This window comes from Vulcanisaeta souniana JCM 11219, assembly GCF_026000775.1.
Taxonomy (GTDB): domain Archaea; phylum Thermoproteota; class Thermoprotei; order Thermoproteales; family Thermocladiaceae; genus Vulcanisaeta; species Vulcanisaeta souniana.
Window position 1 is genome coordinate 619029 of the sequence record NZ_AP026830.1, and the last position, 23779, is coordinate 642807.

The following is a 23779-nucleotide window of genomic DNA, read 5'->3' on the forward strand; positions in this document are numbered from 1 at the left end:
GGTTTTAATTATAAATATTAATAAGGGTGTGTTTTAACGGTGTAGTCGCATCATGAGTCAAGTAATATGCACTACAGTTGATGAGGATTTATCATTCAATCTCTTTTCCAGGGCCAGGTACCTTATTTTGGTTAGAGACGGTGTGATTATTCACAGGGAGATTAACCCTGCATTGAGTTCAGTCAGTAAGAGACCTATGGTTGCAAGTAGGTGCGTGGAACTTGGTGCTGATGTGGTTATTGCACCACACGGTTCACTATGCTTTCCATCCTATCAAATATTAAGAAAAGCCGGCGTTGGGATTTATGCCATTAATGTAGGCGAGAGGCTTAATGTTGATCTCACTAGGGCATCCAAGCACGTAGACCTGGGTGAGGTTATTTACTCAAGTTTTCTAGCCGTAAAGGAAAGGATCATGGAGGCGGTTTTCCATGAGCAATGATATTAATTTCTATGTTAGTTCCCAATACACATTATTTGGGATACCAAGGTGCGGTTCTGGGATCCCCATACTCGGTGTGCCAATTGAGGACACTGTTAGTTTTAGGCCTGGTACGAGGTTTGCACCAGGTGTTATTCGTTCCTGGAGTCAGTACTTTGAGTTCACGCCTACAGAGGACTTGGGCATTGACGTGCTTAATAAAGCCTGCGACTTGGGTGACTTAACACTACTCCAGGGTATTGTAAATGTGAACATGGAAAGAATTAGGTCTGTTGTTAAGGAAGTCATTAATAAGTGGGGCAGGGTAATTAGTATTGGCGGTGAGCATACGATGAGCCTCGGCGTCGCTAGGGCGGTAAGCGACTCCCAGGGTTCATACGGCATTTATGTTCATGTTGATGCGCACCTGGATTCAAGGGAGGAGTGGCCCGTGGGTCAGTCTCTATCGCATGCCACGTTCGTAAGGCACATTGTTAATTCAGTCAATCCTCAATTACTGTTATTTCTTGGCCCTAGGGTTTATGATAAGGAGGAAATCTCCTTTGTGAGGGATCTCGATAACTCCATGCTTTTGCTGACAAGGGATATTAAGCTTATGGAAAGTTATGAGCTCAGGAATGTAATAAGGGATTCGCTTGGTAGTTATCCTGGGCCTATTCATTTAAGTATTGATGTTGATGTTCTTGATCCATCAATAATGCCTGGCGTCGGCAATCCAGAGGGCTTTGGGCTTAGTTACGGTGAGCTCTTGAGGGTTATTAGGGCCGTCCTTGATTACGGTGGTTTCAGAGTTAAGGCTGTGGATCTCGTTGAATACTCACCGCCTAATGATCCAGGCTTAATGTCGCTACCTGCAATGGCTAGGTTGATCCTTGATGTACTTAATTATCTATGAAAATTTATTTAAATATGCCCAGCAGTTACCGTGTTGAATGGACATCGAGAAATTTATGGAGTTAATGAGCGAGAATGGATTCTTCTACCCCAGCTTTGAGATTTATAGGAGTAAGGCTGAGGTAGGTGGGTTCTATGACTATGGGCCACTTGGTGTGGAGTTCAAAAGGAATGTCATTGAGAAGTGGCGCAGGGTCTTCATTTATCCGTACCAAGACCTCATAGTCGAGATAGAGACGCCTATTGTTATGCCGAGGATTGTTTTTGAGGCCAGTGGGCATCTTGAGCATTTCACGGACTCGATTGTTGAATGCACTAAGTGTGGTCGTAGATTCAGGGCTGATCACTTGATAGAGGAGGAACTCGGTAAGAGGGGTATTTCCGTGAAGACTGAGGGACTGAGCCTTGAGGAACTTGATGAGTTAATTAAGAAGTACAATATTAAGTGCCCGGCCTGCAATGGTGAATTGGGTAACGTCAAACCCTTTAACCTATTGTTTCAAACCACAATAGGGCCCTACAGCGACAACATTGGTTACCTTAGGCCTGAGACGGCCCAGGGAATGTTCGTATCATTCCCAAGGGTATTTAACCTAGTGGGTAGGAAACTGCCGTTTGGTATAGCGCAGATTGGCAAGGTTGGTAGGAATGAGATATCGCCCAGGCAGGGCCTGATAAGGCTTAGGGAATTCACCCAGATGGAGATTGAGTTCTTCTTCGATCCAGAAAATGCCAAGTGCCCATATCTTGATGAGTTGGATGTTAAGTTGAGGATAATACCGGAGAAGGATGTTGCCGCCGGCGTTAAGGAGCCCAGGGAGTTCAGGCCTAGGGAGGTTGTTGAAAGCGGTATTGTACCTAATGAGTGGATGGCGCTCTTCATGGGCCTCGCCACAATATACATGAATGAACTCGGTATACCACTCGATCACCAATACTTCCTCGCCAAACTACCTGAGGAGAGAGCCCATTACTCAGCGGCCAGCTTTGACCAGATGGTTTATAGTGAGAGGTTTGGTTGGGTTGAGGTTAGCGGCCATGCGTACAGGACTGATTATGACCTCAGTAGGCACGCAAAGTACAGTGGTTATGACATGAGTGTTGACAGGAGACTGGCCATACCGAAGGAAACTGTTGAGGCTAGGGTTTACCCGAATCCGCAGAGGATTAGGGAGGTTTTCGGTAATGAAATGTCTAGGGTTATGCAGGCCCTTGGAAAGGCCGACCCTAATTGGCTAATTAATGAACTCAATAGTAGGGGTAAGGCGGTTATTGATGGCTACACGATAACCAGCGATATGGTTTTCATAAAGGAGGAGAAGAGAAAGGTTCATGTTGAGAGATTTATTCCACATGATATTGAGCCATCCTTTGGCGTTGACAGGATCATCTATGTCGCTCTGGAGCACGCATATACTGAGATTAATGGCAAACCATTACTTAAGTTGCCACCTGATCTTGCGCCAATTAAGGTTGCCGTGTTACCAATAATAAGAAAGCAGGAATATGTGAGTATAGGCAGGAGTATATATAGGGAATTGTCAATGTTTGGAATTAGGGCTATTTATGACGATGATGGCGCAATAGGGAGTAGGTATGCTAAGTATGACTCGATTGGTGTACCATTTGCTATAACCATAGATGATAAAACGCCTGTTGACAATACGGTTACAATAAGGGATAGGGATACGAGGGCCCAGGTCAGGGTTGGTGCTAATGGCGTTATTAGGGTAATGGAGGAGGCAATCTCGAAAAAACTGTCTGTTAATGACATAGCCAGGTTAATGGGGCTTCAAGTTATTGTTAGGGAATGAATTAGATAAGCTTATAAAACCAAGCCCTATTCTCACTGCCGATGGCGAAGAGGGGTGGTGCACGTCAGGTAGGTGTTAGCTGGAGATTCCATAAGACTCCCGGCATATTCATGAATAGCCTAGTCCCTGTTGCGGATAATAGTGGTGCTAAGCTTGTTAGGATAATTGGTGTAATTGGGCATATAGCAAAACCCGTTCATAGGGAGGTTCCTGGCGCCTCAGTGGGTGATATGGTGGTTGTCAGTGTAGTTGAGGGCAAGCCGGAGGTTAGGAAGCAGATACTTAGGGCAATTGTTATTAGGCAGAGAAAGCCGTACAGGAGACCTGATGGTACCTGGATAACCTTTGAAGATAATGCGGTGGTGATTACTGATGAAAACGGCGCCCCAAAGGGTAGTGAGATACATGGGCCAGTGGCTATGGAGGCAGCCCTAAGATGGCCGGGTATATCGAATTTAGCAACAATAATAATTTAATCTAGTTTTAACCTAACGATTAAGACTTCTTCTGGAGAACTACCCTAAGTACGTTTGCTTTTGCTTCCTCGGACGCGACCTCGTAATCATATTGTGCAACGAACCCCCTAATAAACGATGTGAGTGCCTTATTGCCAGTATCAGTGGCTCCACTGGGTCCTATCGCCATTAACTCAATTGCGTTTGGACCCAACTTCTTAATCTCGACATGCCTAACTGCTAATAATCGACTTATTCTTGAAACCGCCTCAAGGAGTTCCTCTAGGTCTTCAAATTCCATCCTGACCAATGCACCGACCTGGTGGCCATACTTCTCATAAATGCTCCATAACTCACCCAGGGCCTTACCTGCATTTTCCCTAATATCACTTGGTATATTATTGTTCTTGTATAGGTCAATTAACAGGGACGTCATATAGGAGCAAACCTCCTCAATTAATTTCATGGGCATTGGTATTACGTCCATGGAACTAAGCACTTTATATAACCTCCAGAAGTAAACTAAGTCCGATGGTTCAAATCCATCTTTAATTAATTCGGCGGTTAATTTGAGTCCTTCGCCAGCAACATGAAATAAGGTTCTTCCCCTGGATTTGGCGACGCGTGATAGGTCAGAGGCTATGTTCTTAGGAACCATTATGGTTGTCCTTGAGTAGGTCTCCTCGGTCCCCTGTTCCGTGTTGTCCTTAGCCATAAGTACTCAATTATTTATGTGAATGCATTAGAATACTTATAAACCTTATTGCACACAATCCATGGTATCGACGTGGAACATATTATAGTGAAATTAAAGCGTAATGGCTCCCTCAAGCCTGTACCTCTCTCTAGCCAGCCTGAATAATTTCCTCCATAGGAAAACACTCAGCAGTATCACATTTATGGCGAGTATTAGACTCATGGCCTCAAGTCCAATGATATTCCCTATAGCCGTGTAATAATCCATTAGGGCAGTGTATCCATTAACCATGTAGATACGCCCATTAAGTCCCTGGATATACTCAGCAACTTCAAGTCCTCCCCATGTCGAACCCACCGTACTTGCTAAACCCGTTATTGTGGCAGGCATGGCGCCCGGAATCGCCAACCTTCTAAGTCTCTGCCAGGTACTTAACCTCAGGTTTTCCGCCACGTCCCACAAACTCCTGGGAATAGTCTTCATGCCCACGTACATGTTATAAATCACGTACCAAGCAGTACTTAGGTAGGCAACAATGAAAACAAGTACTTCAAGCGACATATGCAGACCAAGGTTCATGGCTAAATACGTTATGAAGGGTATGGCAATCAACGGCAAGTAAGCCGATACAGGTATTGATGCAAGATCCTCAAGGATTGGCAATAAAATAGCTTCAATCCTCCTATGTGTCACCATTAGGTAATTAACGGGAATGGCCGTCAGAATTGCCGAGGCTGTGACCAGGACAACCCTTAACCAATCAAGCCCGAGGTAATAAAGGTAAAGTAAACCGTATTTGTATAGATCATTTATGATAGGGACCCAGGTGGTTTCCCAGGATTCATAAATCGAATAAGTAATTAATCCAATAATTAGAACAGCAATGCCTATGCCAATATACCTCTCAGACTGAGTTACTATGTTCCTAGGTCTAGGTCTTACCAGTAATCTATGCCTAACGGCATAACTCGATGCCCTAATGAATATGGGCATTATGGCGTCTTCAACAGCCGTTACCCTCCTTAAATACCTAATGTTCCTGGCTGCCAGGGACCTAACGCGACTGGTTATTATGGGCCTCCTGATCCTGGTTCTTGTTATTTCCATAAATGGGTCATAACTATACTTAACCGCCCAATCAACGAATGGCCTAAGTATTCCGAATAGTACTGCGGTTACCATAATCACCAATACACCAAGTCCAGTAAGTGCAGCTGTCCACTCACCCCTACTTGTCCATGATGCCACCAACGCCCCTATACCAAACACTGAGTATTGTGTCGTGCCTAGGGTAACGACCTCGCTGACCACTATGTAGAACAATGCATCAGCGAAACTTACTAAGACATTACCGGCAACCCTAGGCATTGTAACAGGTATGTATAGATACCTAAACTTACCCCAGAAGCCCAGGTTAAGCATTTCTGTGGCATCCTCGAGTGACTGGGGCGCCGTCTTAATGGCCTCATACTCACCAACCCATATATTCCAAACAACCGCAGTGAAAACAAGAAAGTCAACAGCCAACTCGGTCCCTATGTAACCACCTATTGACTTAACGAAGAAAATCAGGACTATTGGAAAGAAGGTTATGACAGGGACAGACTCAAGGGTCTGCGTCAATGATAGGAACACTCTCTCAAAAAGCCCATTTTTTGCAGCAGCATAACCAAGAAACCAACCAAGCACTATACCCAGCATTATGGTGAGGGCAACCCTACCAAAGGTCGCAAGTGTTGCTAGAAACGCCAACAGCACCACTGACCATAGTACCATACTCCATCACCTAAACCTTGAGACTTATGGATAATAATGAGTATAGTCTATCTAGGTAGTCCTGGAACTCCACATCCCTGGTATTCCTGGGTCTCGGTAGTCTTACCTCAACCTCGGCTATAATACTCGCCGGTCTCCCACCGAGTATTATAACCTTGTCACTTAATTCCACGACCTCCTCTAAATTGTGGCTGACCATCACGATCGCCTTCACGGTGGACTCCTCATTAAACACCATATTGTATATCTCGGCCCTTAAACCCTCGGCCGTTATTGCATCAAGGTTTGCAAAGGGCTCATCCATCAACAAAACCATTGGCTGGGCAGCCAATGCCCTTGCAATAGCGACCCTCTGCTTCATACCACCGCTCAATTCCCTTGGATAATAATCCTCAAATCCACTGAGACCAACTAACTCAAGGTACTTCCTGGCAATTTCCTTCCTAACCTCCTTACTGAGGTCCTTCCTATGGAGTAGGGCTAATTCCACATTCTCAAGTGCCGTGAGCCAGGGATAGAGGGCGAAGTCCTGGAATATCATGGCAAGCTTGGGTGTTGGACCCCTGACCTCCTCACCCATGAGGATGACCTTACCACTGTCAGGTTTTCTTAGGCCAGCTATTATCTTGAGCAGGGTTGTTTTTCCCGTGCCAGTGGGTGCGACTATTGATACGAATTCCTGGGAATAAACCTTGAAACTTATGTCCTTGAGTACAGGTATGGGGCCCTTCTCAGTCTTATAGCTATAATTAATGTTAATTACCTCAAGGACTGCTTCCTTTAATGTTGCAATGGTCCCACCGACTGACGATTAAGGAATTACTTAAAAAACTTATTCTGTGAAAACTGGCGCCATACCTAATCACATCAATTCATTAATACTCGCGTCCTTAATGCGAAATTCTCTGTATGATTCTTGGAAGTAGGTTTTAGGCATATCACCAAGCTCCTTACCAAGTAACCTAGTTTCAATTAACCGAATTAGGTGGGCTAGTCTAAACTTACCGAACATCAGTGTCTCATTGGCAATATCAATAATATCCCTCAATTTATCTATATCCGTAATCAACTTGCCGTTGATGACTAGAGGCACCTCAAAGCGATCCTCGCCTTGAACCTCAACCACAACGCCATCACGAGTCACCGAGTAAATACCACTATGTTTAAACCCGGTCTCCCTAGCTATTCTCAGGATCTTCAATGCGCCATTTAAATCCCTGGCTATGAAGTGCATTATTGGTGCCCTAACGAGTAGCCATACGTCATCATCACTAATCCCGTTAATAACATTAGCAACCTCACTATAAGTAACCGGCCTATGCCATTTAGTAATGAATTTAAATAGCCCTGAACCCTTTGAGTAACTGAGTCGTGTGGCCTTGGCCAGGGCAATACGACCACTACAACTACTTGTCGTGTAGTAATCACTCAATGACTTATTAAAGGCCAGTAGGAAGTCATAAATGTCAAAATCAACTCTACGCTGAATCCCCTCCTCAATCAATCTCTTGACGAATATAGACTTGCGAGCATCGAAGTTTGTCCTTACCATTTTATGCAGTATTTCCATGTTAAATTAATTTAAAAATACTTTATGTATTGTCAATTACGTGAATTAATGGGTATGCTATCTTAAAATAAGCGCATTATGGACCATAACGTAATGAAGGCCGGCATAGTAATGTCGATAATAATCTCATTAATAATGGGCTTATTAATAGGGTACTCAATACCATCAATTCAACACGCACAGCAGGTAACTAAGACCACGACCCAGCAATACCTAAGCGTAATCACCGCCTCACTCTACTCGCAGCTATTTAAGAAGGCGGGCAATGAGTTGGGAATTAACATGGCCGTGACGGGTATGGGTTCTGTGCAAGCCGCAAGGCAAGTCATCCTCAACCCAAGTGGATACTCAATTTATGCAAGCATAGACCCATACATATTAACGTCACTTCTATACCCAAGTAATATAACGAGTTGGTACATAGCCATCGCCAGCGATCAAATGGTCATCGCATACTCACCCAACATGCCCAAACCATTACTGAACACGGTTAATAACCTAACGATGACCGAGGAGGCGGCATTGAGGGATGGTAATTATACCGAGGCCATAATCATAACTAAGGAATTCCTCGACTTAATATTCTCCAACGAAACTCTTGACTTGGCACATGATTACGGCACCTATGCCATAGGCATGTCTAACCCGAATACGGATCCCGAGGGCTATAGGGCATTAATGGTGCTTCAGTTAACCGGCATTTACTGGGGGTTAGGGAGGAATTACTACGTTAGCCTATTCAATTATGCTAATAGCACGGGCAATGTCTACGAGGTACTCGCCGGCAGTGAGTTGTTTGGTCCCGTTGAGACAGGCAAGGTTTGGTTTGACATCGCGATTTACAAATCATCGGCCGAAAGTGCTGGGTTGCCCTACTTCCCACTGCCGCCTCAGGTTAATTTAGGGGACCCTGCATACTCAGGTTATTACAGTGAGGCTTACGTCACCATAGTAGTTAATGGGCAGAGCTTAGTGGTTAAGGGCGCGCCCATTCAGCTTGCCTTGACAATACCCAACCAGGCACCTAATAAGGTGCTTGCTGAGGAATTGATAATATACCTATTAACGCCGGGTGGGCATGAATTAATGAAAAAGCTCGGTATTGAGCCATTAACGCCGGCGATATTCTACGGCAACGTAAGCGCTGCACCACCTCTGATTAGGATCCTTGTTAATTCCTCATTACTTGAGTATGGCGGTTAACGGGGTGGTTGGGTTGGATAATTCGAGATACGCATTTACGCCATTCATAATACTCATCTCATTAATGCTATTACTGCCAATGGCCGTATTACTTTATGAGGGCCATGGGTACTTAATGAGTGCCTTCACAAGTACGTTATTCATAGAGGGCGTTACTGTGACGCTACTTGGTGCTATGATAGCCGCGGCACTAACCTTGATCCTTGGATTACCGACCGCTTACGCCATATCCCGTGGGTTAATACCGAGACCAATCGATAGCATTGTTGGTGGTCTTTTAACAAGTCCATTAACAATACCTCACACTATAGTTGGTCTATCGCTTTTAATACTCGTATCGCCGATATCCCCAATACCCATAATACGTAGGTTACCACTCGTGGACACCATATGGGGCTTAGTGGCTGCGTACTTCATAGTCTCGGCACCAATAACCATAGGCGCCCTCAGGCAGGTATTTGATGGGCTTGATCCCGTATATGAGTATGTGGGCCTAACCCTGGGGTTAACTAGGTGGGGAGTATTTACGAAAGTTGTCATTCCAATGGCACGGAGAGAGTTAATATCCTCATTTCTTCTCTCTTTGAGTCGAGCCCTAAGTGAGTTTGGTTCAATAGTTATCCTGGCCTATTACGTAATTAATCCACCATTATTCAATTATGTATATCCACTGCCAATACTGATTTGGTATTCATACGAGGTTTACGGCCTGCCCTTAGCCCTTGGTTATGCATCTGCATCATTGATAATCTCCATAATAATCATAGTACTGATTGAACTGATAAGTGGCGGTACGACCAGGTTTAGGCTTTGGTAATTTACTCACCGGTAAACCTCGGTCTTCTCTTCTCTAGGAAAGCCCTGACACCCTCTTGTGCATCCTTAGTCGATATTGCCACGCCAAATAATGAGGCCTCATTGCTTAGTGCGCTCCATATTGGGGCTTCATAACCGTAATTGATTGCGTACTTGGCGAGCATAAGCGTTAGTGGTGGCTTTGAGACTAGTTCCTTAACCCACCTCATCACCTCATACTCAAGGGCGTGCCTTGGCACGACCCTATTAACAATACCGTACTCAAGAGCAGCCTTGGCACTTACCTGCTTACCCGTGAGTATTAACTCCTTACTAGTGCCCAGGTTTGTTAACCTAGTAAGCCTCTGCGTTCCTCCTGCGCCCGGTATTATGCCCAGGTTGATCTCGGGCTGGCCGAGTAATGCATCCTCACTGGCAACCCTAATGTCGCATGCCATGGCGATTTCTAGGCCGCCGCCAAGGGCATAACCATTTATTGCCACTATCACGGGTTTCGTGTAGTACTCGATCTCCAGAGTCATTGAGTGGTAATGCCTCATCGCCTTGAACATCTGCATTGGCGTTGCATTCTGGAATTGATTAATATCAGCACCCACACAGAATGCCCTGCCACTACCCGTGATAACCACAACCCTGACCCTTGGATCATCCTCAACACTCCTCAGCGCATTGACAATCTCGTCAGCCATCTTCGGAGTCAATACATTCAATTTATCGGGCTTATTCAGGATTATCCAAGCACCTGGCGGATCAATCCTGAGCATTATCTCTTCATACCTCCTAAACTCAACCTCAGGATACTCCCTGAAACCCCTACCACTCTTTCTACCCAACCTACCCTCCTTAACATAGTTAGTCAGCAATGGGTCTGGCTCATACTCCTCCCAGCCACTGACGCCCTTAAGTTGCGTTAATGCATCGACAATATTATCAATGCCAGCCTCATCAGCGAACTCGGATAATCCCCATGGATAATTAAGGCCGAGTTTCACGCTCTTATCGGTATCCTCTACCGTGGCCACGCCCTCTCTAACAAGCCAAGCCAACTCATTAATGGCCGGGGCCATCAACCTTACCGGGTCAAGCTCAAGGCCTTGTTCAGGTAATACCTTAGGCTTTACGTACTGGCCAGGGCCTGGATATTTGTAAAAGCCCTCGCCAGACTTAACACCGAGCTTACCCTTACTCACTAATTCCTCGAGTAATGGGCAGGGATGAGCCTTAAACCCCCTCTCAGTCATTGCCTTAACTATGAAGAGACTTGTGTCAAGGCCTATGTAGTCAAGGAGTTCGAAGGGACCCATTGGCAGACCAAGCACATTCCTCGCCATGGCGTCTAGGTCAATTATCTTAATGCCTTCCTGCACCACCTCACGGCAAGCCTCAAGCATAACCCTAAACAACACCCTATTAACTATGAATCCAGGCACATCCTTATTAACAACGACGGGCTCCTTATTGAGTATCCTAGTCAATTGAACAGTTATGTTAACAGTCTCATCACTTGTGTACCTACCTCTCGTTATCTCCACAAGCTTCATGAGAGGCGGGGGATTCATGAAATGAAGTCCTAAAAAGCGTTCTCTACGTGATGTGGCCTCGGATAGCTCGGTTATTGGTATGGTACTTGTATTAGATGCGAATATTGCATGTGACGGCGCATATTGATCAGCTTCCCTAAACATGCTCTTCTTTAAATCAGCGTTCTCAGGTACGGCCTCTACCAGGAAGTCAATATTCTTTACAGCCTCAGCGACCTTAGTGGTTGTGTGTATCCTGGATAATACAGAATCAACACTATCCCTTAACTTGCCCCTCTTGCTGAGTCTCTCGAGACTGTCCCGAATCCTATTAAGGGCATTCCTTAATATATCATCAGATATATCCATGAGGTTAACCTCAAAACCAGCTATTGCGAAGACCTCGGCTATACCGTGACCCATAGTACCTGCCCCCAAAACAGCGACTCTTTTAATGTTAAGACTTGACATACTGAATTACCTTAGTTTCAATGTATTTTAGTATTACCGTGTGATTACGTGCTTTTAGTGTTGTTCCTTAAGTCGTATTTTTCCCACGAATTCCTTGTTTACTCTCTCATTCAATTCCTTATCCCAATTCTCATAATCCCAGTAATGAATAACCTCATACTGCTCCTGCCTACTAATCATTTTACTAAGCAGGTCCTTCTGGGTACCCTTCTCCTTAAGTTCAATTAACGCATCTCTGACGGCTTTCATGGCAACCCTAAATGTCGTTACTGGAAATATCACTATCCTATAACCCATCTCCTCAAACTCCTTAGCCGCTATATAGGGCGTTTTACCAAACTCTGTCATGTTAGCAAGCAACGGCGCCTTAACCTCCCTGGCAAACCTAGCAAACTCCTCCTTATTCTCGAGAGCCTCCGGAAATATTATATCCGCGCCAGCCTCAACATAAGCCTGAGCCCTCCAAATAGCTTCATCAAGCCCATAAGTACCACGAGCATCTGTCCTTGCGATTATTAAGAAGTTCCCATCTCTCCTTGCCTCGACCGCCGCCTTAATCTTCTTAATCATTTCATCAGCAGGCACCACATGCTTACCACTCAAGTGACCGCACTTCTTGGGTAGTTCCTGGTCCTCAATGTGTATTGCCGAGGCACCTATTGATTCGAATTCCCTAACAGTCCTAACCACATTTAGGGTCTCGCCAAAGCCCGTGTCCGTATCAACAATGACGGGTATGTCCACGGCATCCGTAATATACTTAGTAAACCTAACCAACTCATCGAGCGTAAACACGCCAAGGTCAGGCAGGCCCAGGGAGCTACTGAAGGCTGCACCGGAGACGTAGAGAGCCTCGAAACCAAGCTGTTGAATCATTAAAGCGACGAATGCGTCGAAAGCCCCTGGGGCAATGACAATGCCAGGTCTTGACAACCTCTCCCTGAACCAAGCCCTAACCTCCCTCGGGTCTCTTTTGTTCCTCCTTAGCAATACGGCATCCATCACAGCGCCTAATCAATAATCCCTTAATAAGTAGTTACAGGACGTGATTGGCCGAAACTCAGCCTTATTACCCACCTTAATTCACTATAGTAGTGACATAATGTGCAACGCTAGGTCAATATTTGACAGAAGGGGTATACGTAGGCTGCCGCCGGATCGAGTTAAGGAGAGACTTGAGATGATTATTGACCTATCACGCGCCATAGCGAGGAGGGATCATGTACGCATTACCAATGATCACATGATTGTGAATGATTGGTCATTATTCACCCGCTATCTCATTAATTGCATTGATAATAACTGTGCATTAATGAGTATTAGGGTTGATGGTGGGCAGGGAAACTCATTGCTGAATTTCCTTGCGAGGATTAATGATAGGCTTGAGTCTGAGGGTGTGGGTAGGGTCATCATTGTCGGCGGCTTTGCCGCAGAACTGTACAGTGGCGGGGTTTACAGGACTGGGGATGTTGATGTAATTATTGACTCCAGGGATCCCAAGAGAGCCATGGATATACTCCATGAGGAATTAAGAAGCATAAACGCTAGGAGGGAGGGTAGGGTGTGGGTCAGCGATTACTTTGGTGTGTTAACCCTAGACGTGGTTGGTGTAACATACGTGGGTAGGATTAAGGTGTTGAGAGTGGGTGATGGACACGTTTATGTTGAGTCGCCTGAGGACAATGTGATTACGAGCCTGAATGCATGCGTTTATTTGTCTTCAGACGCTGACTGCGAAGGGGCCGCAGCGGTTTTAGCCGCGCAGTGGAGTAACGTGGATTGGGATTACCTAATTGATAGGGCTCGGCATGAGGATGTTCTTGATAAATTGAATGAGATAAAGAGGGTGATAGAAGATAGGTACGGGAAGAACCAAGAAAGGTGAGAAGAGGAGGAATTCCTTTTACTGCTTGCGGTTAATTACTTAATAATGGGCAGGCTCAGGGATAGGGTTATATTAGTTACGGGGGCTTCCCGGGGTATCGGCAGGGCCATAGCCAGGGCAGTTGCTGAGGAGGGTGCCAGGGTAATAATAAACTATAGGTCCTCAGCCAAGGAGACTGAGGAATTAATGCTTGAGTTAAGGAGGAACGGCTTTGATGCATCTGTGATCAGGGCCGACGTATCCAGGGAGGACGAGGCCAAGTCAATGTTCGAATTAATTGAAAGGGATTACGGGGTACTGCATGGTGTGGTTAACAACGCGGGCCATGGCTCCGCAACCATCTGGAATAAGAGACTCCATGAATTAACATGGGGTGATTTTGAGGAAGTAATAAACGTTGACCTTAAGGGCACATTCCTATGCAGCAAACTTGGTGTTGAGTTAATGAGGGATGGTGGTTCCATAGTTAATGTGGCCTCGATAACGGCAAGGACCGGCGATACCACGGGCATACCCTACCTAGTCGCCAAGTCGGGGATAATAGCCCTCACCAAGTCCATGGCCCTCTCACTGGCGCCAAGGATTAGGGTAAATGCCGTGATACTCGGCAGTATAGAGACCGGATGGGTCAATTGGTTGGGTAGTGATGAGGTTAGGAAATTGATTAGTTACATACCCATGGGTAGGCTGGGCAAGCCCGAGGAGGTGGCTAGGGCAGTGGTTTTCCTGCTTAGCGATGACTCATCATTCATAACCGGGCACACGATCGTAGTCGATGGCGGTGAATGCACAGCATGCGACTAAGCACTCCTTTAATAAGTATCCCCGTAAGGCGATGTTAAATGCGTAGAGATGTTGCATTGTTAATTGCGTCAAGGGCCATTAGGAGCCTGGCCTTTGGTTACTTAACCTTCGTAATACCACTGTATTTAAAGTCTATTGGATTCTCGGCAGCCATCATCGGCCTCTACTTCCTTGTTACCTCAATATCCTCAGCAACCCTGGTACTTGCCTCTGGATTTCTCGGTGACTTAATAGGTAGGAGAGACGCCCTCATCATAATGTCAAGTCTCTTCGTAATTTCCATGGCCATCTTCAGCGTGACCAATAATAAGGCCCTACTCTTCATAACGTCAGTATTCGGCACAGCCACAGGAAGCGCCGGTCTACTTAGCTTCAAAATTAAATTAACACGATATACCTCATCACTCGGCAATGTATTAAACATTAACTACTACAACTACTACTACGCCCATGCCCGAGGAAACTTTATTCATGGCACATCCGTATTGGCTTCCGTGCCTCGTCCATAGTAATTCAATATTAACTCTTGCTCATATGCTCATATAATAATTAAATTTATAATTTATAAAGTTTAGTGTTAATGTTTAGGTGATTAAGAGCACTGTGGTTTCATGGATTCATTATGTGGATTAGCGGCTTTAATGTACTTGTAATGTTTATGGCGTTAATGATTAGTGCTGTGGTAACAGTATGACATAATTACTCGCTAAATAACTCGATTAAGCACCTTATTACTCTGTCCAAAGTTACAGCATACTCGCTTACTTATCTCCGCATATACACTTCACCTTAACGGTCTTTGGCTCGTTACTTAGTGCTTTTACCCTTCCTAATTATTCTGATTTATCTATTAAGTACCTCTAAGTGGTAATACTAAAGCACTCCATGCTTCTTTCAATTAAGTACTTAAATTAATTCAGTACCGGTTCATCAGTGGCTTATTAATCACGTTGTGAGTATTACTTAGATATTTCCATGACTCTCAGCTTAAGAATATGCTGGGGTAAAAGGACAAGGGGCTCGGAGAGACTTAAATGCGGTGAGGAGATCGAAGACCCTAAAATAATTGAGGAGGTAAATAAATTAATTAATGAGTTTTTAGCGCGAGTCGAGAGGTACAGAGACGTGTTATTAAACGACGAGAACACACCCTTTGATTATGCGATTAATGCTCTGAGTGATTGGTTACTGGAAATCAAGGCAAGGGCTAATAGAGGTGATGATGATATTACTAGGTTGAGGAAGGCGGTATATAAAATAGGCATGAAGATGCTTAAATTGGTTAATCGAACAAGGGAGGGTTGGCTAAAGATTTATCGAAAAGAGCTTAAGGAATTAATTAAAAAGCTAAGAAGCGGTGAGGTGAAGATTGCAATAAGCGGAGATCCGATCAACGCTGCTAAGTCATTCATAGCACACCTATACACGGAACACCTAGCAATTAGTGTAAAAAGGACCGCTAAGTCAGGTAGTATAATAATTAGATTAACCTTGAATAATCTTAAAGGTATTCACATAGATATACCGAGATTCTTTGATGATTTGCTTAGACCAATGCAGTATGGTTTAATGCTCACGGATGGTTCAATCCATGAAAGAGGCTATCCCGTGATGGGCACAAACTACCTCTGGCAGGTCATTGCTTGGCTAATGGCTTGGCCTGGCAAAAATTATATGCGCATACATAACTTAAACATTAATGAAAATAGCGATGTGAAGATTACGTGGCAATTAATGGCTATCGGGCATAAGCTCGGGAGTAAAGTAAAGATTGCCAAGGAGGTACTCGCGTTAAATAACGATGGATTCGCAATGTTTCTGCTCTTCGCAATATTAGGTGATGGTAGCATCAACACCAAGGAAAAGATAATTATGCTCATATTAGGTAAATCAAAGTATGAGTTGTGGAAAGACATCATCAAAAGAATGATGGGTTTAAACTTTAAGGATTACGATAATAAGTATAAGAAAGAAATTAAAGTCTATTCGTCAAGAGCTGTCACTCTAGCTCAGAGTTGGCTTAGTGAACCTAGGGTTAGGACTTTGATTGAAGATCTAAGCCGACTGCCTGATGCGGAGAAGCTTAGGAACTTAATCGAGCTAACTAAAACGAGGATTAAGCCGTTGGGTAGGTCGATGGTTGAGGTCATTAGCGGCGTATGGATGAACACGCACGTGAAAGATGCTGGTCGTGTTGAGTTAAGGATTAAGCGCAGTAGGCTAGAGGATGCGGTAGCGATCCAGGATAGACTTAGAAAAGCTGGCTTTAACGCTAGGTTAAGAGGGCATAACGGCAAATTCGAAGTCTATATAAATCAAGACGAGGTAAATAAACGCCCAGAGTTAATTATCAAGGTTTGCGAGGTATTGAAAAGTATGTATGAGGAGACATTAAACGAAAACAACATTAAGAGGATAAAGAAGATAATAGGGGCAATGACTAGGTTTAACTGTCAAGACTGCACCCAAGGCCCATGAGTTTTCAAAAACGAAATTTAATAATTTCAAGAATCAAGAAATTTAAGTCTCAGGGCTTGTCCGTAGGGTTCCGTATGGCCTGGGTAGCACGATAGCAGGCTTGTTAATGGATTATGCAGAGTTTTCGTTATCAATGATCCTAGGGCTGAATCCTTTTTCATGTTAATAGAAATCTTTTTACATTCATTTATTATCAACTGAGGTTGTTCATTGTTGTTTTAGTCCTTTCAGGGCTATGAGGTATGCTGATGCCGTGTGTCTGTCTAACCCATACCTCCTCATCACCTCATCATGTTCTCTAGAATTTGATGTACCCTTTGGATTTGCCAGATACACTCTGAAACCGTACTTCATAGCCATAACCAAGCCATGCCGTAACAATTCTCCTTTTGCAAATCTTGCTATCTTGCGATTTGCAATTCTATTCCTGCCAAAAACTCTCTTTTTAACGGCAAACAAATTCTCAAAGACAACAACACCAACACCATGATAGTAGGCATACCTAAGCAATTTCGAGAGTGCTTCAAGCCTCCTCGTCTTGGCTTTGTTTCTTGGGAATCCATGGGATGTCACCTCCGGGAACCACGCAGTCCCGGTGTCCCTTATCCTCCCGCACTTATCGACTATCACCATGTTTATCCTATCGCTGTTCAAGTCGAATCCCGCAACAAGGCTTCCCCCAGCCCCTCCCTTCCTAAAGAACTTTAGGTATAGCTCTAACGGCACAGAGAGGTGCAGATATATCCTACCATCCCTAAACACTACTCTAGCCCCATAGCTAACCCTCTTCTGCCTAGCAAGCTCCACCAGTTCTGCAACTAGCGGTAAGTACTCTCTGCCGAATAAAGCTTTGAAGGTGAGCCATGAGCTATCGTAGGGATACTTAATCTTGACTACACCTACAGACTCTAACCTAATGTTTCGGTTTCCAAGCCTAGATGCTTCACCATCGCTTACAATGAAAAGCCTCTTTATCTTGATATGCCTTGGATTGCCATTGCTATATTCACATCCTTCTACAATTGCCTTTGCAACCTTGTACGCTGAGTCACCATAAGCCTTGTTAAGCATTGACCTGAGTTCCCTGAGGATAGAGTTAGCATCTATGCCTTTGGCTATCATTCTTGTGGCGTAAAGTACCGCTTTCTTGAAATCATATGCCAGCCTAACTAACTTCATGTAGTCCTCCGACGAAATGGGGACTAGTCTACCGATAACGGTAACATACTTTATAAGTGGTGTTGCATCAACCACATCATCACTCATCTGGTACTGTGACACGTATTATCACCTCTCTCCTATGTAGATGTTGCATCTTCGAGCTGAGCCCCTTCGGTATGTATATGCACAGTAGTCCGTGGCTCGTTTTCGAAATCCTAGCGTGAAACACGTATTCTTCAGGCATAGTTCTCTACACCACGAAGAATTACTACAGAAAAACTTATAAACTCTTCTGTAAAAAGTGATATTATAGCAGGGATGAACTCGATGAACTAGGTGAGGGGGACCGTGGCATGAACCGCTCTTCGCCGATGGGAGCACAGCTCCCGCAGGCGGGGGGCAGGGGATTGAGGAGCCGTGATGAACCCGAGGGTGGTCAAAACCACTCCCGGGCAAACGGTAGCATAGCATTGCTTGATCCGGTACTTTACTACGTGTTCTTTAGGCGTTATGATAGTAAGTAAGTGAGTAGTTAGGCGTTATCTATTAATTCCGGCGTGTATTTATAAGCTTATAAATAGGATTGCTATCCTATATCGTGTCTATCCTGGAGAGATTATGGAGGGGTGTGCTCATTGTTTATGCGAGCGATTCCGGTGCTGATACCGCCAATAGGCTATTTAGGTTGTTGAGGGGGGCTGGCGTGCCGACGGCGATGATTAAGTACGACGGTGATTTGGGTAGGTACTGGGACTGCTTTGACGCCATAGTCCTGGCGATGGCGTTGAGTGGTGCCGTCAGGCTGGTCTGTAAGTATGCTAAGTCTAAGGTTGTGGATCCAGCAGTGGTTGTGATTGATGATGGGGGTAGGTACGTAATACCCATATTGAGCGCCCATTGGGGCGCCAATGAGGTTGCCGAGGCGATTGCCAGGCTAATGGGAGCTGAGGCCGTGATAACCACAGCCGCCGAGTACATGGGCGTCACAAACATTGAGGAGTTGGCTAGGCTACTTCATTGTGACATTGCCAACACAGAGGAGTTGCCGAACTTCTACTCGGCGCTCCTTAGTAATAAGCCCATATGCATCATCGGCATTAATGAATTGCCAAAGAAAGTAAGGGGTAGCTACGTGATTGGGGTTAATGCAGGGTGTAAACACGCCATCGTCGTGGGCGATTCCCATCAATCGTTGAAGGGCATCAGGGTGCTGCAGTGCGTGCCGTATAAGGTAGTCATTGGGGTTGGGCTTATGAATGAGGCCGGTATTGATGAGGTAATTAAGGCCATAAGAACTGCGTTAGATAGGCTCGGTATTGGGGCTGATAGGGTCTTGGCCGTGGTCTCAATAAAGCCGAAGGTTGGTGAAGCAGCTAAGGCGTTAGGTCTGCCCTTTAGGTTAGTGAGTATTGATGAATTGGAGAGGGTAAATCATGGGTGCGCCACACCGCCGAGTGACGAATTGAGGAGGTTAGGCGTTAGGGGTGTTGCTGAACTCGCGGCGTTGGCTGCTGGAGGGACTTCACTGCTTCTTAGGAAGATAGTTGTTGGTAGGGTTACGGTAGCCGTAGCGAGGGTCTAACGCTTAAAAGCCGGGCATAGAACCATGCTTGAATGCTTTACATAATCGGCGTGGGGCCTGGCGATCCAAGGTTGATAACCGTTAAGGGTCTTGACATACTACGTTCAGTTAACGTGGTGGCTGGTTGGGGCAGTGTGCTTGATAGATTCAGCGAGTACTTAATCAATAAGAAGGTCATAAAGCTCAGCTATAAGGATGAGACCGAGGGCCTTAGGGAATTGATAGCGAATGCGGTTAATGACGACGCAGCACTGCTCATGCATGGGGATCCCTCCGTGTCGGAGTCGCAGCTAATGGCAAAGGTCACGCGGCTGTGTAGGGAGTACGGAGTTACATACGAGGTTGTGCCAGGGGTCTCCTCGGTAAATGCGATATTAGGAATGCTTGGTATCGACCTGGACTCCTCCGTGTTAGTATCATTGCATGTGAGGGGTTCTCTAGACGATAGGCTTGAGGAGCTTAAAACCATACTAAGGGTACTGAGGAGATACATAATTGTATTACCGCCCCCATACCCACACGGCCCACAGCTCATCGCCAAGGCACTACTAGACCTGGACTGCGACCCTGAGACCACAATAATTGAGAGAGCCACATACAATAATCAAAGAATTACAAGGACCAGGGCTTCGTACATATTAAGTCTGAGTAATGAGTTTAGTGATTTGACGATAATGGTGATACCGCCCTGTGACCGTGATTAGTAATTCTTTTAAATAGGATTTCTATCCGGGTTTTAAGTAGGATATGAATCCTATATCGATACTTATAATAACCCACGGGTCCCGTAGGTCTGAGTTCCTGGATTGGTTTAATGACTTAGAGAATTATGTTGAGGATCGGCTCAGTGGCTTGGGTTTAATAGCACGTGTAAGCATTGCCCATAATGAATACTCAAGCCCCAATTGGAGGGATGTGCTAAGGGAGCATCTAAGCCGTGGTATTAAGCGCATAATCATTGCTCTGGCATTCCTAGGCCCGGGGAATCACGTGATTAAGGACATAATGGGGTCCTTAAGCATTCAGGAGTTTAATAAGTGGGTTAGGGCATCGTGGGGCGGTTACGAGTTTGAGGCTTACGTTACCAAGCCATTAATTGACTCCGTACTTGTTAGGGAGGCGTTGCTTTCAAGGATAATCAATGCCCTGGACGTACCCACGTACTTGACTAGGTACGTCATGGATTCTGAAGAAATTGAAAGAAATAGCATGAATGAAGTGATTGAATTAGTCCGTAGGGAGCTTAATACTGATGACCAGGTACTCATTAGGCTAGTGGCAAAGGCAGTATTTGCCACGGGCAACCCAGCCCTTGTTAAGTACGTCCATGTTGACCCAAGGGTACCTGACGTGTTTAAGGAATTAGTGAACAACGGCGTCACGGTGGTTGCCGATACTAAAATGGTGATGGCAGGCCTTAGATGGGGCAACACGGTGACTTTAATAGATGATGCAGAGACCATTAAATTGACAAATGAGCTCGGCATCACGAGGGCTGCGGCGTCAATGAGGATAGCACTGAGTAAGTACAAACCCGCAATGCCCATCATTGGTAATTCACCCACGGCCCTCGTTGAAGTACTTAGGTTAATTAGGGAGGGTCTCGAGGTCCCCATGGTAATTGCATCACCGCCAGGATTTACCAACGCTGCGAACGCCAAGGAGGATTTGATCAAAATTGGAATACCAAGCATAGTCGTGAGGGGCACGTACGGAGGTAGTAATGTGGCTGCGGCCGTATTCAATGAATTAATTAGTATGGTGAGGAGGAGACATGGTTGGTAAGCTCTATGTAGTCGGCATTGGACCGGGAAGCCCTGAACTAAGGACTGTGGCTGCCATTAACGCCATTAGAGATAGTGACGTGGTTATTGGCTATAACACGTATGTAAATCTAATTAGCGATTTAATCAATGGTAAGGAAGTGGTTAGATCGAGAATGCATGAGGAGGTCATGAGGGCTAGGCTAGCCATTGAGAAGGCTCTCGATGGCCATGTGGTATCGCTGGTGAGTGGTGGTGATCCCCAGGTCTATGGGTTGGCGAGCCTTGTCCTCGAGTTACTAAATAAGGAGGGGCTCGACCTAAGGCCTACCATAATACCAGGAGTCACCGCGGCCCTCGCAGCGGCCGCTAGGTTGGGCGCGCCCTTAAACATGGATTTCGCGGTCATAAACCTAAGCAACCTATTGGTTAATGATGAGGAGATCATGATGAGGGTTAAGGCAGCCGCGGGCGGTGACTTCGTGATTGCCCTGTATAACCTGATCAGTAAGGACGTGCTTGTTAAGGCCATGAACCTAATATCCACGTTCAGAAGTGCATCAACGCCAGTGGGCATTGTCAGGAATGCCTATAGGGATGGCGAGTTCGTGCTAACGACAAACCTAGGTAACTGGATGAGGTATTTGGAGGCCGTGGATATGAATACGACATTAATAATAGGTAACTCAAGAACCTATGTTTACAGAGGGCTCATGATAACGCCGAGGGGCTACAGGGTATGAGTGTGATTGATTACTTTAAACGCTTTGGCATAACCACGGGGGCTGCCGCCGCGGCGGCCGCGAAGGCGGCGGTTATAGCATTAATTAAAGGCGTAATGTCCAACAGCGTCACCATACCAACACCCGTTGGCCTCAGGCTTGAGGTAGCCGTCGATAGGGTCTTCACGGAGGGCGGCTATGTATGTGCTGATGTGCGTAAAATCGCCGGTGATAACCCCGACAAGCTGGATAACGCCGTGATCAGGGCCTGCGTGCATCCAATAGGCGAAGGGACAATAAGGATTGTAGGTGGGCGTGGCGTGGGTAAGGTCGTGAGGCCAAGCTTAAGCATTCCTATGGGTGAGTCAGCCATTAGCCCCACGACTAAGCTCATGATTGAGAATGCGGTTAGGGAAGTCGTAAGCTCGGGTGTTGAAGTAATCATTGAGGTGCCCAACGGTGAGGAGTTGGCTAGGTTCACGATGAATGAGGATGTCGGTATAATCGGTGGCATATCCATACTCGGGACGACGGGTATCGAGTGGCCCGTAAGTGATGAGTCCTTCATACAACACATAAAGGTTCAATTAATGGCTTTAAGGAGGGATAGTGATGGCGTGGTGATCGCCTCAGGCAATAGGGCTGTTAACTTCGCCAAGGCCATTTACGACCTACCCGTGGTCAAGGTCGGCGATTTAGTAGGCGCCTCGGTTAGGGAGGCCATTGGGCTGGGCTTCCGTAAGGTAGTCGTGGCATCGTTGCCAGGGAAGGCCGTTAAGCTCGCGGCCGGTTTACTAAATACGCACAGCTCAGCTGGTGATGCGAGAATCGAGACAATCACCTGGGCCGCAGTAATGGCTGGGATCAATGGTGAGGCCCTACGTAAGATCGCCTCCTCTAAAACGGTCGGCGAGGCCTTGCATTACCTCGGTGATGCCGCGGGTAGGGTTATGGGGATAATAGCCGAGAGGGCGCTTACCAGGTTAAGGAAGTTGGGCAATGCTTCCCTCGAGATTGTGATATTTAGCGATAATGGTGAGGTACTCGCGAGGGTTGGCGACCATGAGTAATCCTCTCTGGCGGTACGTAACCCCTGGAATACCTGACGAATTATTTGAACGTGTTGGGGTAATCCCAATGACTAAGGAGGAGGTTAGGGCGTTGGTGATTTCGAAGCTTAGGCTGAGGGAGGACTCGAGGGTGCTGGATATAGGTTCGGGAACAGGCTCGGTGACTGTGGAGGCCGCCCTAATGGCCAGGAGAGGCCTCGTTTACGCCATCGATAGTGACGAAAATGCCGTGGAACTCACGCGGAGAAACGCCATTAGGTTTGGTGTGAGTGATAGGGTCATTGTCATACATGGTGAGGCACCTGAAGCATTAAATCAAGTGCCTGGTGAGGTGGATGCCGCGTTCGTAGGTGGTAGTGGTGGTAGGTTGAGGGACATAATCGTGGGCGTGTGTGGTAAATTAAGCGTGGGCGGTCGCCTAGTAATTGATGCAATAACCCTGGAGAACGCATCGCTGGCCCTGGCGACCATGGCCGAGTTAGGCTTCGTGAACGTGGAGGTCACAGAAGTCGTTATAGCCAAGGGCCTGAGGACTGGCGTTGGCACCGTAATGCTCTCGAGAAACCCAATATTCATAATAGCTGGCGAGAAGAATAGGTGTGGGCGGGTATCCTCGGTGGTAAGCATTAAGGACGCCATTAAACAGCGGTGATTAG

24 protein-coding genes are annotated in these 23779 nt (G+C 45.9%); 16 read left to right on the plus strand and 8 right to left on the minus strand.

Annotation, left to right across the window (positions count from 1 at the left end; all coding sequences use genetic code 11):
• The first annotated feature begins 52 nt into the window (after nt 1-52).
• Genes Vsou_RS03295 through Vsou_RS03310 form a run of 4 tightly spaced genes read left to right on the plus strand, consistent with a single transcriptional unit; the run spans nt 53 to nt 3626 of the window.
• Nucleotides 53-442, plus strand: a complete 390-nt coding sequence (locus tag Vsou_RS03295) for a NifB/NifX family molybdenum-iron cluster-binding protein (RefSeq protein ID WP_054843405.1) — start codon at nt 53-55, stop codon at nt 440-442.
• A complete protein-coding gene (locus tag Vsou_RS03300) occupies nt 432-1337 on the plus strand; it encodes an agmatinase family protein (RefSeq protein ID WP_188602837.1) in 906 nt (301 codons plus the stop codon). The genes Vsou_RS03295 and Vsou_RS03300 overlap by 11 nt, the downstream gene beginning before the upstream one ends.
• Nucleotides 1338-1374: 37 nt before the next feature.
• Nucleotides 1375-3150 (plus strand): glycine--tRNA ligase, encoded by a 1776-nt coding sequence (gene glyS / locus Vsou_RS03305; RefSeq protein ID WP_188602838.1) that lies wholly within the window; start codon nt 1375-1377, stop codon nt 3148-3150.
• A gap of 41 nt (nt 3151-3191) precedes the next feature.
• Complete coding sequence (locus Vsou_RS03310) at nt 3192-3626, plus strand: 50S ribosomal protein L14 (protein WP_188602839.1); 435 nt, start codon at nt 3192-3194, stop codon at nt 3624-3626.
• A gap of 19 nt (nt 3627-3645) precedes the next feature.
• On the opposite strand, the gene Vsou_RS03315 is transcribed toward Vsou_RS03310, so the two are convergent.
• From Vsou_RS03315 to Vsou_RS03330, 4 genes are all read right to left on the minus strand, one after another.
• The gene (locus Vsou_RS03315) at nt 3646-4320 is read right to left on the minus strand and encodes a hypothetical protein (protein ID WP_188602840.1); all 675 of its coding nucleotides are present in this window, start codon (nt 4318-4320) and stop codon (nt 3646-3648) included.
• A 93-nt stretch (nt 4321-4413) separates the two neighbouring features.
• Nucleotides 4414-6078, minus strand: a complete 1665-nt coding sequence (locus Vsou_RS03320; protein ID WP_188602841.1) for an ABC transporter permease subunit — start codon at nt 6076-6078, stop codon at nt 4414-4416.
• A 10-nt stretch (nt 6079-6088) separates the two neighbouring features.
• The gene (locus Vsou_RS03325) at nt 6089-6838 is read right to left on the minus strand and encodes an ABC transporter ATP-binding protein (protein ID WP_373286820.1); all 750 of its coding nucleotides are present in this window, start codon (nt 6836-6838) and stop codon (nt 6089-6091) included.
• 102 nt (nt 6839-6940) lie between these two features.
• Entirely contained in the window at nt 6941-7630 is a 690-nt protein-coding gene (locus Vsou_RS03330; RefSeq protein ID WP_054843409.1) for a tRNA(Phe) 7-((3-amino-3-carboxypropyl)-4-demethylwyosine(37)-N(4))-methyltransferase, read from the minus strand.
• Nucleotides 7631-7741: 111 nt separating this feature from the next.
• Here Vsou_RS03330 and Vsou_RS03335 point away from each other — a divergent pair, with 111 nt between their 5' ends.
• Both Vsou_RS03335 and Vsou_RS03340 read left to right on the plus strand, forming a co-directional pair.
• Nucleotides 7742-8851 carry a substrate-binding domain-containing protein gene (locus tag Vsou_RS03335; protein ID WP_054843424.1) on the plus strand — a complete coding sequence of 370 codons (1110 nt, stop codon included), beginning with the start codon at nt 7742-7744 and terminating at the stop codon, nt 8849-8851.
• A gap of 4 nt (nt 8852-8855) precedes the next feature.
• Entirely contained in the window at nt 8856-9668 is an 813-nt protein-coding gene (locus Vsou_RS03340; RefSeq protein WP_229709748.1) for an ABC transporter permease subunit, read from the plus strand.
• Nucleotide 9669: 1 nt separating this feature from the next.
• On the opposite strand, the gene Vsou_RS03345 is transcribed toward Vsou_RS03340, so the two are convergent.
• Nucleotides 9670-11658, minus strand: a complete 1989-nt coding sequence (locus tag Vsou_RS03345) for a 3-hydroxyacyl-CoA dehydrogenase/enoyl-CoA hydratase family protein (protein WP_188602843.1) — start codon at nt 11656-11658, stop codon at nt 9670-9672.
• 54 nt (nt 11659-11712) lie between these two features.
• Nucleotides 11713-12660: a methylisocitrate lyase gene (gene prpB / locus Vsou_RS03350; RefSeq protein ID WP_188602844.1), complete on the minus strand. Its 948-nt coding sequence runs from the start codon at nt 12658-12660 to the stop codon at nt 11713-11715.
• Nucleotides 12661-12760: 100 nt separating this feature from the next.
• Between prpB and Vsou_RS03355 the strand changes: the two genes are divergently transcribed.
• The 4 genes from Vsou_RS03355 to Vsou_RS03370 all read left to right on the plus strand — a co-directional run bounded on the left by Vsou_RS03355 (nt 12761) and on the right by Vsou_RS03370 (nt 16825).
• Nucleotides 12761-13543 carry a nucleotidyltransferase family protein gene (locus Vsou_RS03355; protein ID WP_188602845.1) on the plus strand — a complete coding sequence of 261 codons (783 nt, stop codon included), beginning with the start codon at nt 12761-12763 and terminating at the stop codon, nt 13541-13543.
• A 45-nt stretch (nt 13544-13588) separates the two neighbouring features.
• Nucleotides 13589-14347 (plus strand): SDR family NAD(P)-dependent oxidoreductase, encoded by a 759-nt coding sequence (locus tag Vsou_RS03360; RefSeq protein WP_188602846.1) that lies wholly within the window; start codon nt 13589-13591, stop codon nt 14345-14347.
• 38 nt (nt 14348-14385) lie between these two features.
• Entirely contained in the window at nt 14386-14856 is a 471-nt protein-coding gene (locus Vsou_RS03365; RefSeq protein ID WP_188602847.1) for an MFS transporter, read from the plus strand.
• Between the two features lie 466 nt (nt 14857-15322).
• Complete coding sequence (locus Vsou_RS03370) at nt 15323-16825, plus strand: hypothetical protein (protein ID WP_188602848.1); 1503 nt, start codon at nt 15323-15325, stop codon at nt 16823-16825.
• A 207-nt stretch (nt 16826-17032) separates the two neighbouring features.
• Here Vsou_RS03370 and Vsou_RS03375 read toward each other — a convergent pair whose 3' ends face one another.
• Complete coding sequence (locus Vsou_RS03375) at nt 17033-18106, minus strand: hypothetical protein (RefSeq protein WP_264890766.1); 1074 nt, start codon at nt 18104-18106, stop codon at nt 17033-17035.
• On the minus strand, nt 18084-18230 hold the full coding sequence (locus Vsou_RS03380) for a hypothetical protein (RefSeq protein ID WP_013337014.1): 147 nt from the start codon (nt 18228-18230) through the stop codon (nt 18084-18086). The genes Vsou_RS03375 and Vsou_RS03380 overlap by 23 nt, the downstream gene beginning before the upstream one ends.
• Before the next feature lie 354 nt (nt 18231-18584).
• Here Vsou_RS03380 and Vsou_RS03385 point away from each other — a divergent pair, with 354 nt between their 5' ends.
• Genes Vsou_RS03385 through cbiT form a run of 6 tightly spaced genes read left to right on the plus strand, consistent with a single transcriptional unit; the run spans nt 18585 to nt 23775 of the window.
• Nucleotides 18585-19568, plus strand: a complete 984-nt coding sequence (locus Vsou_RS03385; RefSeq protein WP_188602604.1) for a cobalamin biosynthesis protein — start codon at nt 18585-18587, stop codon at nt 19566-19568.
• Nucleotides 19569-19600: 32 nt separating this feature from the next.
• A complete protein-coding gene (gene cbiE / locus Vsou_RS03390) occupies nt 19601-20272 on the plus strand; it encodes a precorrin-6y C5,15-methyltransferase (decarboxylating) subunit CbiE (protein ID WP_188602603.1) in 672 nt (223 codons plus the stop codon).
• A 43-nt stretch (nt 20273-20315) separates the two neighbouring features.
• Nucleotides 20316-21353 (plus strand): precorrin-8X methylmutase, encoded by a 1038-nt coding sequence (locus tag Vsou_RS03395; RefSeq protein ID WP_188602602.1) that lies wholly within the window; start codon nt 20316-20318, stop codon nt 21351-21353.
• On the plus strand, nt 21343-22074 hold the full coding sequence (locus Vsou_RS03400) for a precorrin-3B C(17)-methyltransferase (RefSeq protein ID WP_188602601.1): 732 nt from the start codon (nt 21343-21345) through the stop codon (nt 22072-22074). The genes Vsou_RS03395 and Vsou_RS03400 overlap by 11 nt, the downstream gene beginning before the upstream one ends.
• Nucleotides 22071-23123 carry a cobalt-precorrin-5B (C(1))-methyltransferase CbiD gene (gene cbiD, locus Vsou_RS03405; protein ID WP_188602600.1) on the plus strand — a complete coding sequence of 351 codons (1053 nt, stop codon included), beginning with the start codon at nt 22071-22073 and terminating at the stop codon, nt 23121-23123. The genes Vsou_RS03400 and cbiD overlap by 4 nt, the downstream gene beginning before the upstream one ends.
• Complete coding sequence (gene cbiT / locus Vsou_RS03410; protein WP_054844052.1) at nt 23116-23775, plus strand: precorrin-6Y C5,15-methyltransferase (decarboxylating) subunit CbiT; 660 nt, start codon at nt 23116-23118, stop codon at nt 23773-23775. The genes cbiD and cbiT overlap by 8 nt, the downstream gene beginning before the upstream one ends.
• The last annotated feature ends 4 nt before the right edge of the window (nt 23776-23779 follow it).

Coding starts and splice junctions, on each gene's coding strand:
- cbiT (WP_054844052.1), top strand. CDS start 23,116: ATGAGTAATCCTCTCTGGCGGTACGTAACCCCTGGAATACCTGACGAA.
- Vsou_RS03360 (WP_188602846.1), top strand. CDS start 13,589: ATGGGCAGGCTCAGGGATAGGGTTATATTAGTTACGGGGGCTTCCCGG.
- Vsou_RS03370 (WP_188602848.1), top strand. CDS start 15,323: ATGACTCTCAGCTTAAGAATATGCTGGGGTAAAAGGACAAGGGGCTCG.
- Vsou_RS03315 (WP_188602840.1), bottom strand. CDS start 4,320: ATGGCTAAGGACAACACGGAACAGGGGACCGAGGAGACCTACTCAAGG.
- Vsou_RS03320 (WP_188602841.1), bottom strand. CDS start 6,078: ATGGTACTATGGTCAGTGGTGCTGTTGGCGTTTCTAGCAACACTTGCG.
- Vsou_RS03330 (WP_054843409.1), bottom strand. CDS start 7,630: ATGGTAAGGACAAACTTCGATGCTCGCAAGTCTATATTCGTCAAGAGA.
- prpB (WP_188602844.1), bottom strand. CDS start 12,660: ATGGATGCCGTATTGCTAAGGAGGAACAAAAGAGACCCGAGGGAGGTT.
- Vsou_RS03310 (WP_188602839.1), top strand. CDS start 3,192: ATGGCGAAGAGGGGTGGTGCACGTCAGGTAGGTGTTAGCTGGAGATTC.
- Vsou_RS03355 (WP_188602845.1), top strand. CDS start 12,761: ATGTGCAACGCTAGGTCAATATTTGACAGAAGGGGTATACGTAGGCTG.
- glyS (WP_188602838.1), top strand. CDS start 1,375: ATGGACATCGAGAAATTTATGGAGTTAATGAGCGAGAATGGATTCTTC.
- Vsou_RS03365 (WP_188602847.1), top strand. CDS start 14,386: ATGCGTAGAGATGTTGCATTGTTAATTGCGTCAAGGGCCATTAGGAGC.
- Vsou_RS03300 (WP_188602837.1), top strand. CDS start 432: ATGAGCAATGATATTAATTTCTATGTTAGTTCCCAATACACATTATTT.
- Vsou_RS03400 (WP_188602601.1), top strand. CDS start 21,343: ATGGTTGGTAAGCTCTATGTAGTCGGCATTGGACCGGGAAGCCCTGAA.
- cbiE (WP_188602603.1), top strand. CDS start 19,601: ATGCTTTACATAATCGGCGTGGGGCCTGGCGATCCAAGGTTGATAACC.
- Vsou_RS03335 (WP_054843424.1), top strand. CDS start 7,742: ATGAAGGCCGGCATAGTAATGTCGATAATAATCTCATTAATAATGGGC.
- Vsou_RS03295 (WP_054843405.1), top strand. CDS start 53: ATGAGTCAAGTAATATGCACTACAGTTGATGAGGATTTATCATTCAAT.
- Vsou_RS03380 (WP_013337014.1), bottom strand. CDS start 18,230: ATGCCTGAAGAATACGTGTTTCACGCTAGGATTTCGAAAACGAGCCAC.
- cbiD (WP_188602600.1), top strand. CDS start 22,071: ATGAGTGTGATTGATTACTTTAAACGCTTTGGCATAACCACGGGGGCT.
- Vsou_RS03345 (WP_188602843.1), bottom strand. CDS start 11,658: ATGTCAAGTCTTAACATTAAAAGAGTCGCTGTTTTGGGGGCAGGTACT.
- Vsou_RS03395 (WP_188602602.1), top strand. CDS start 20,316: ATGAATCCTATATCGATACTTATAATAACCCACGGGTCCCGTAGGTCT.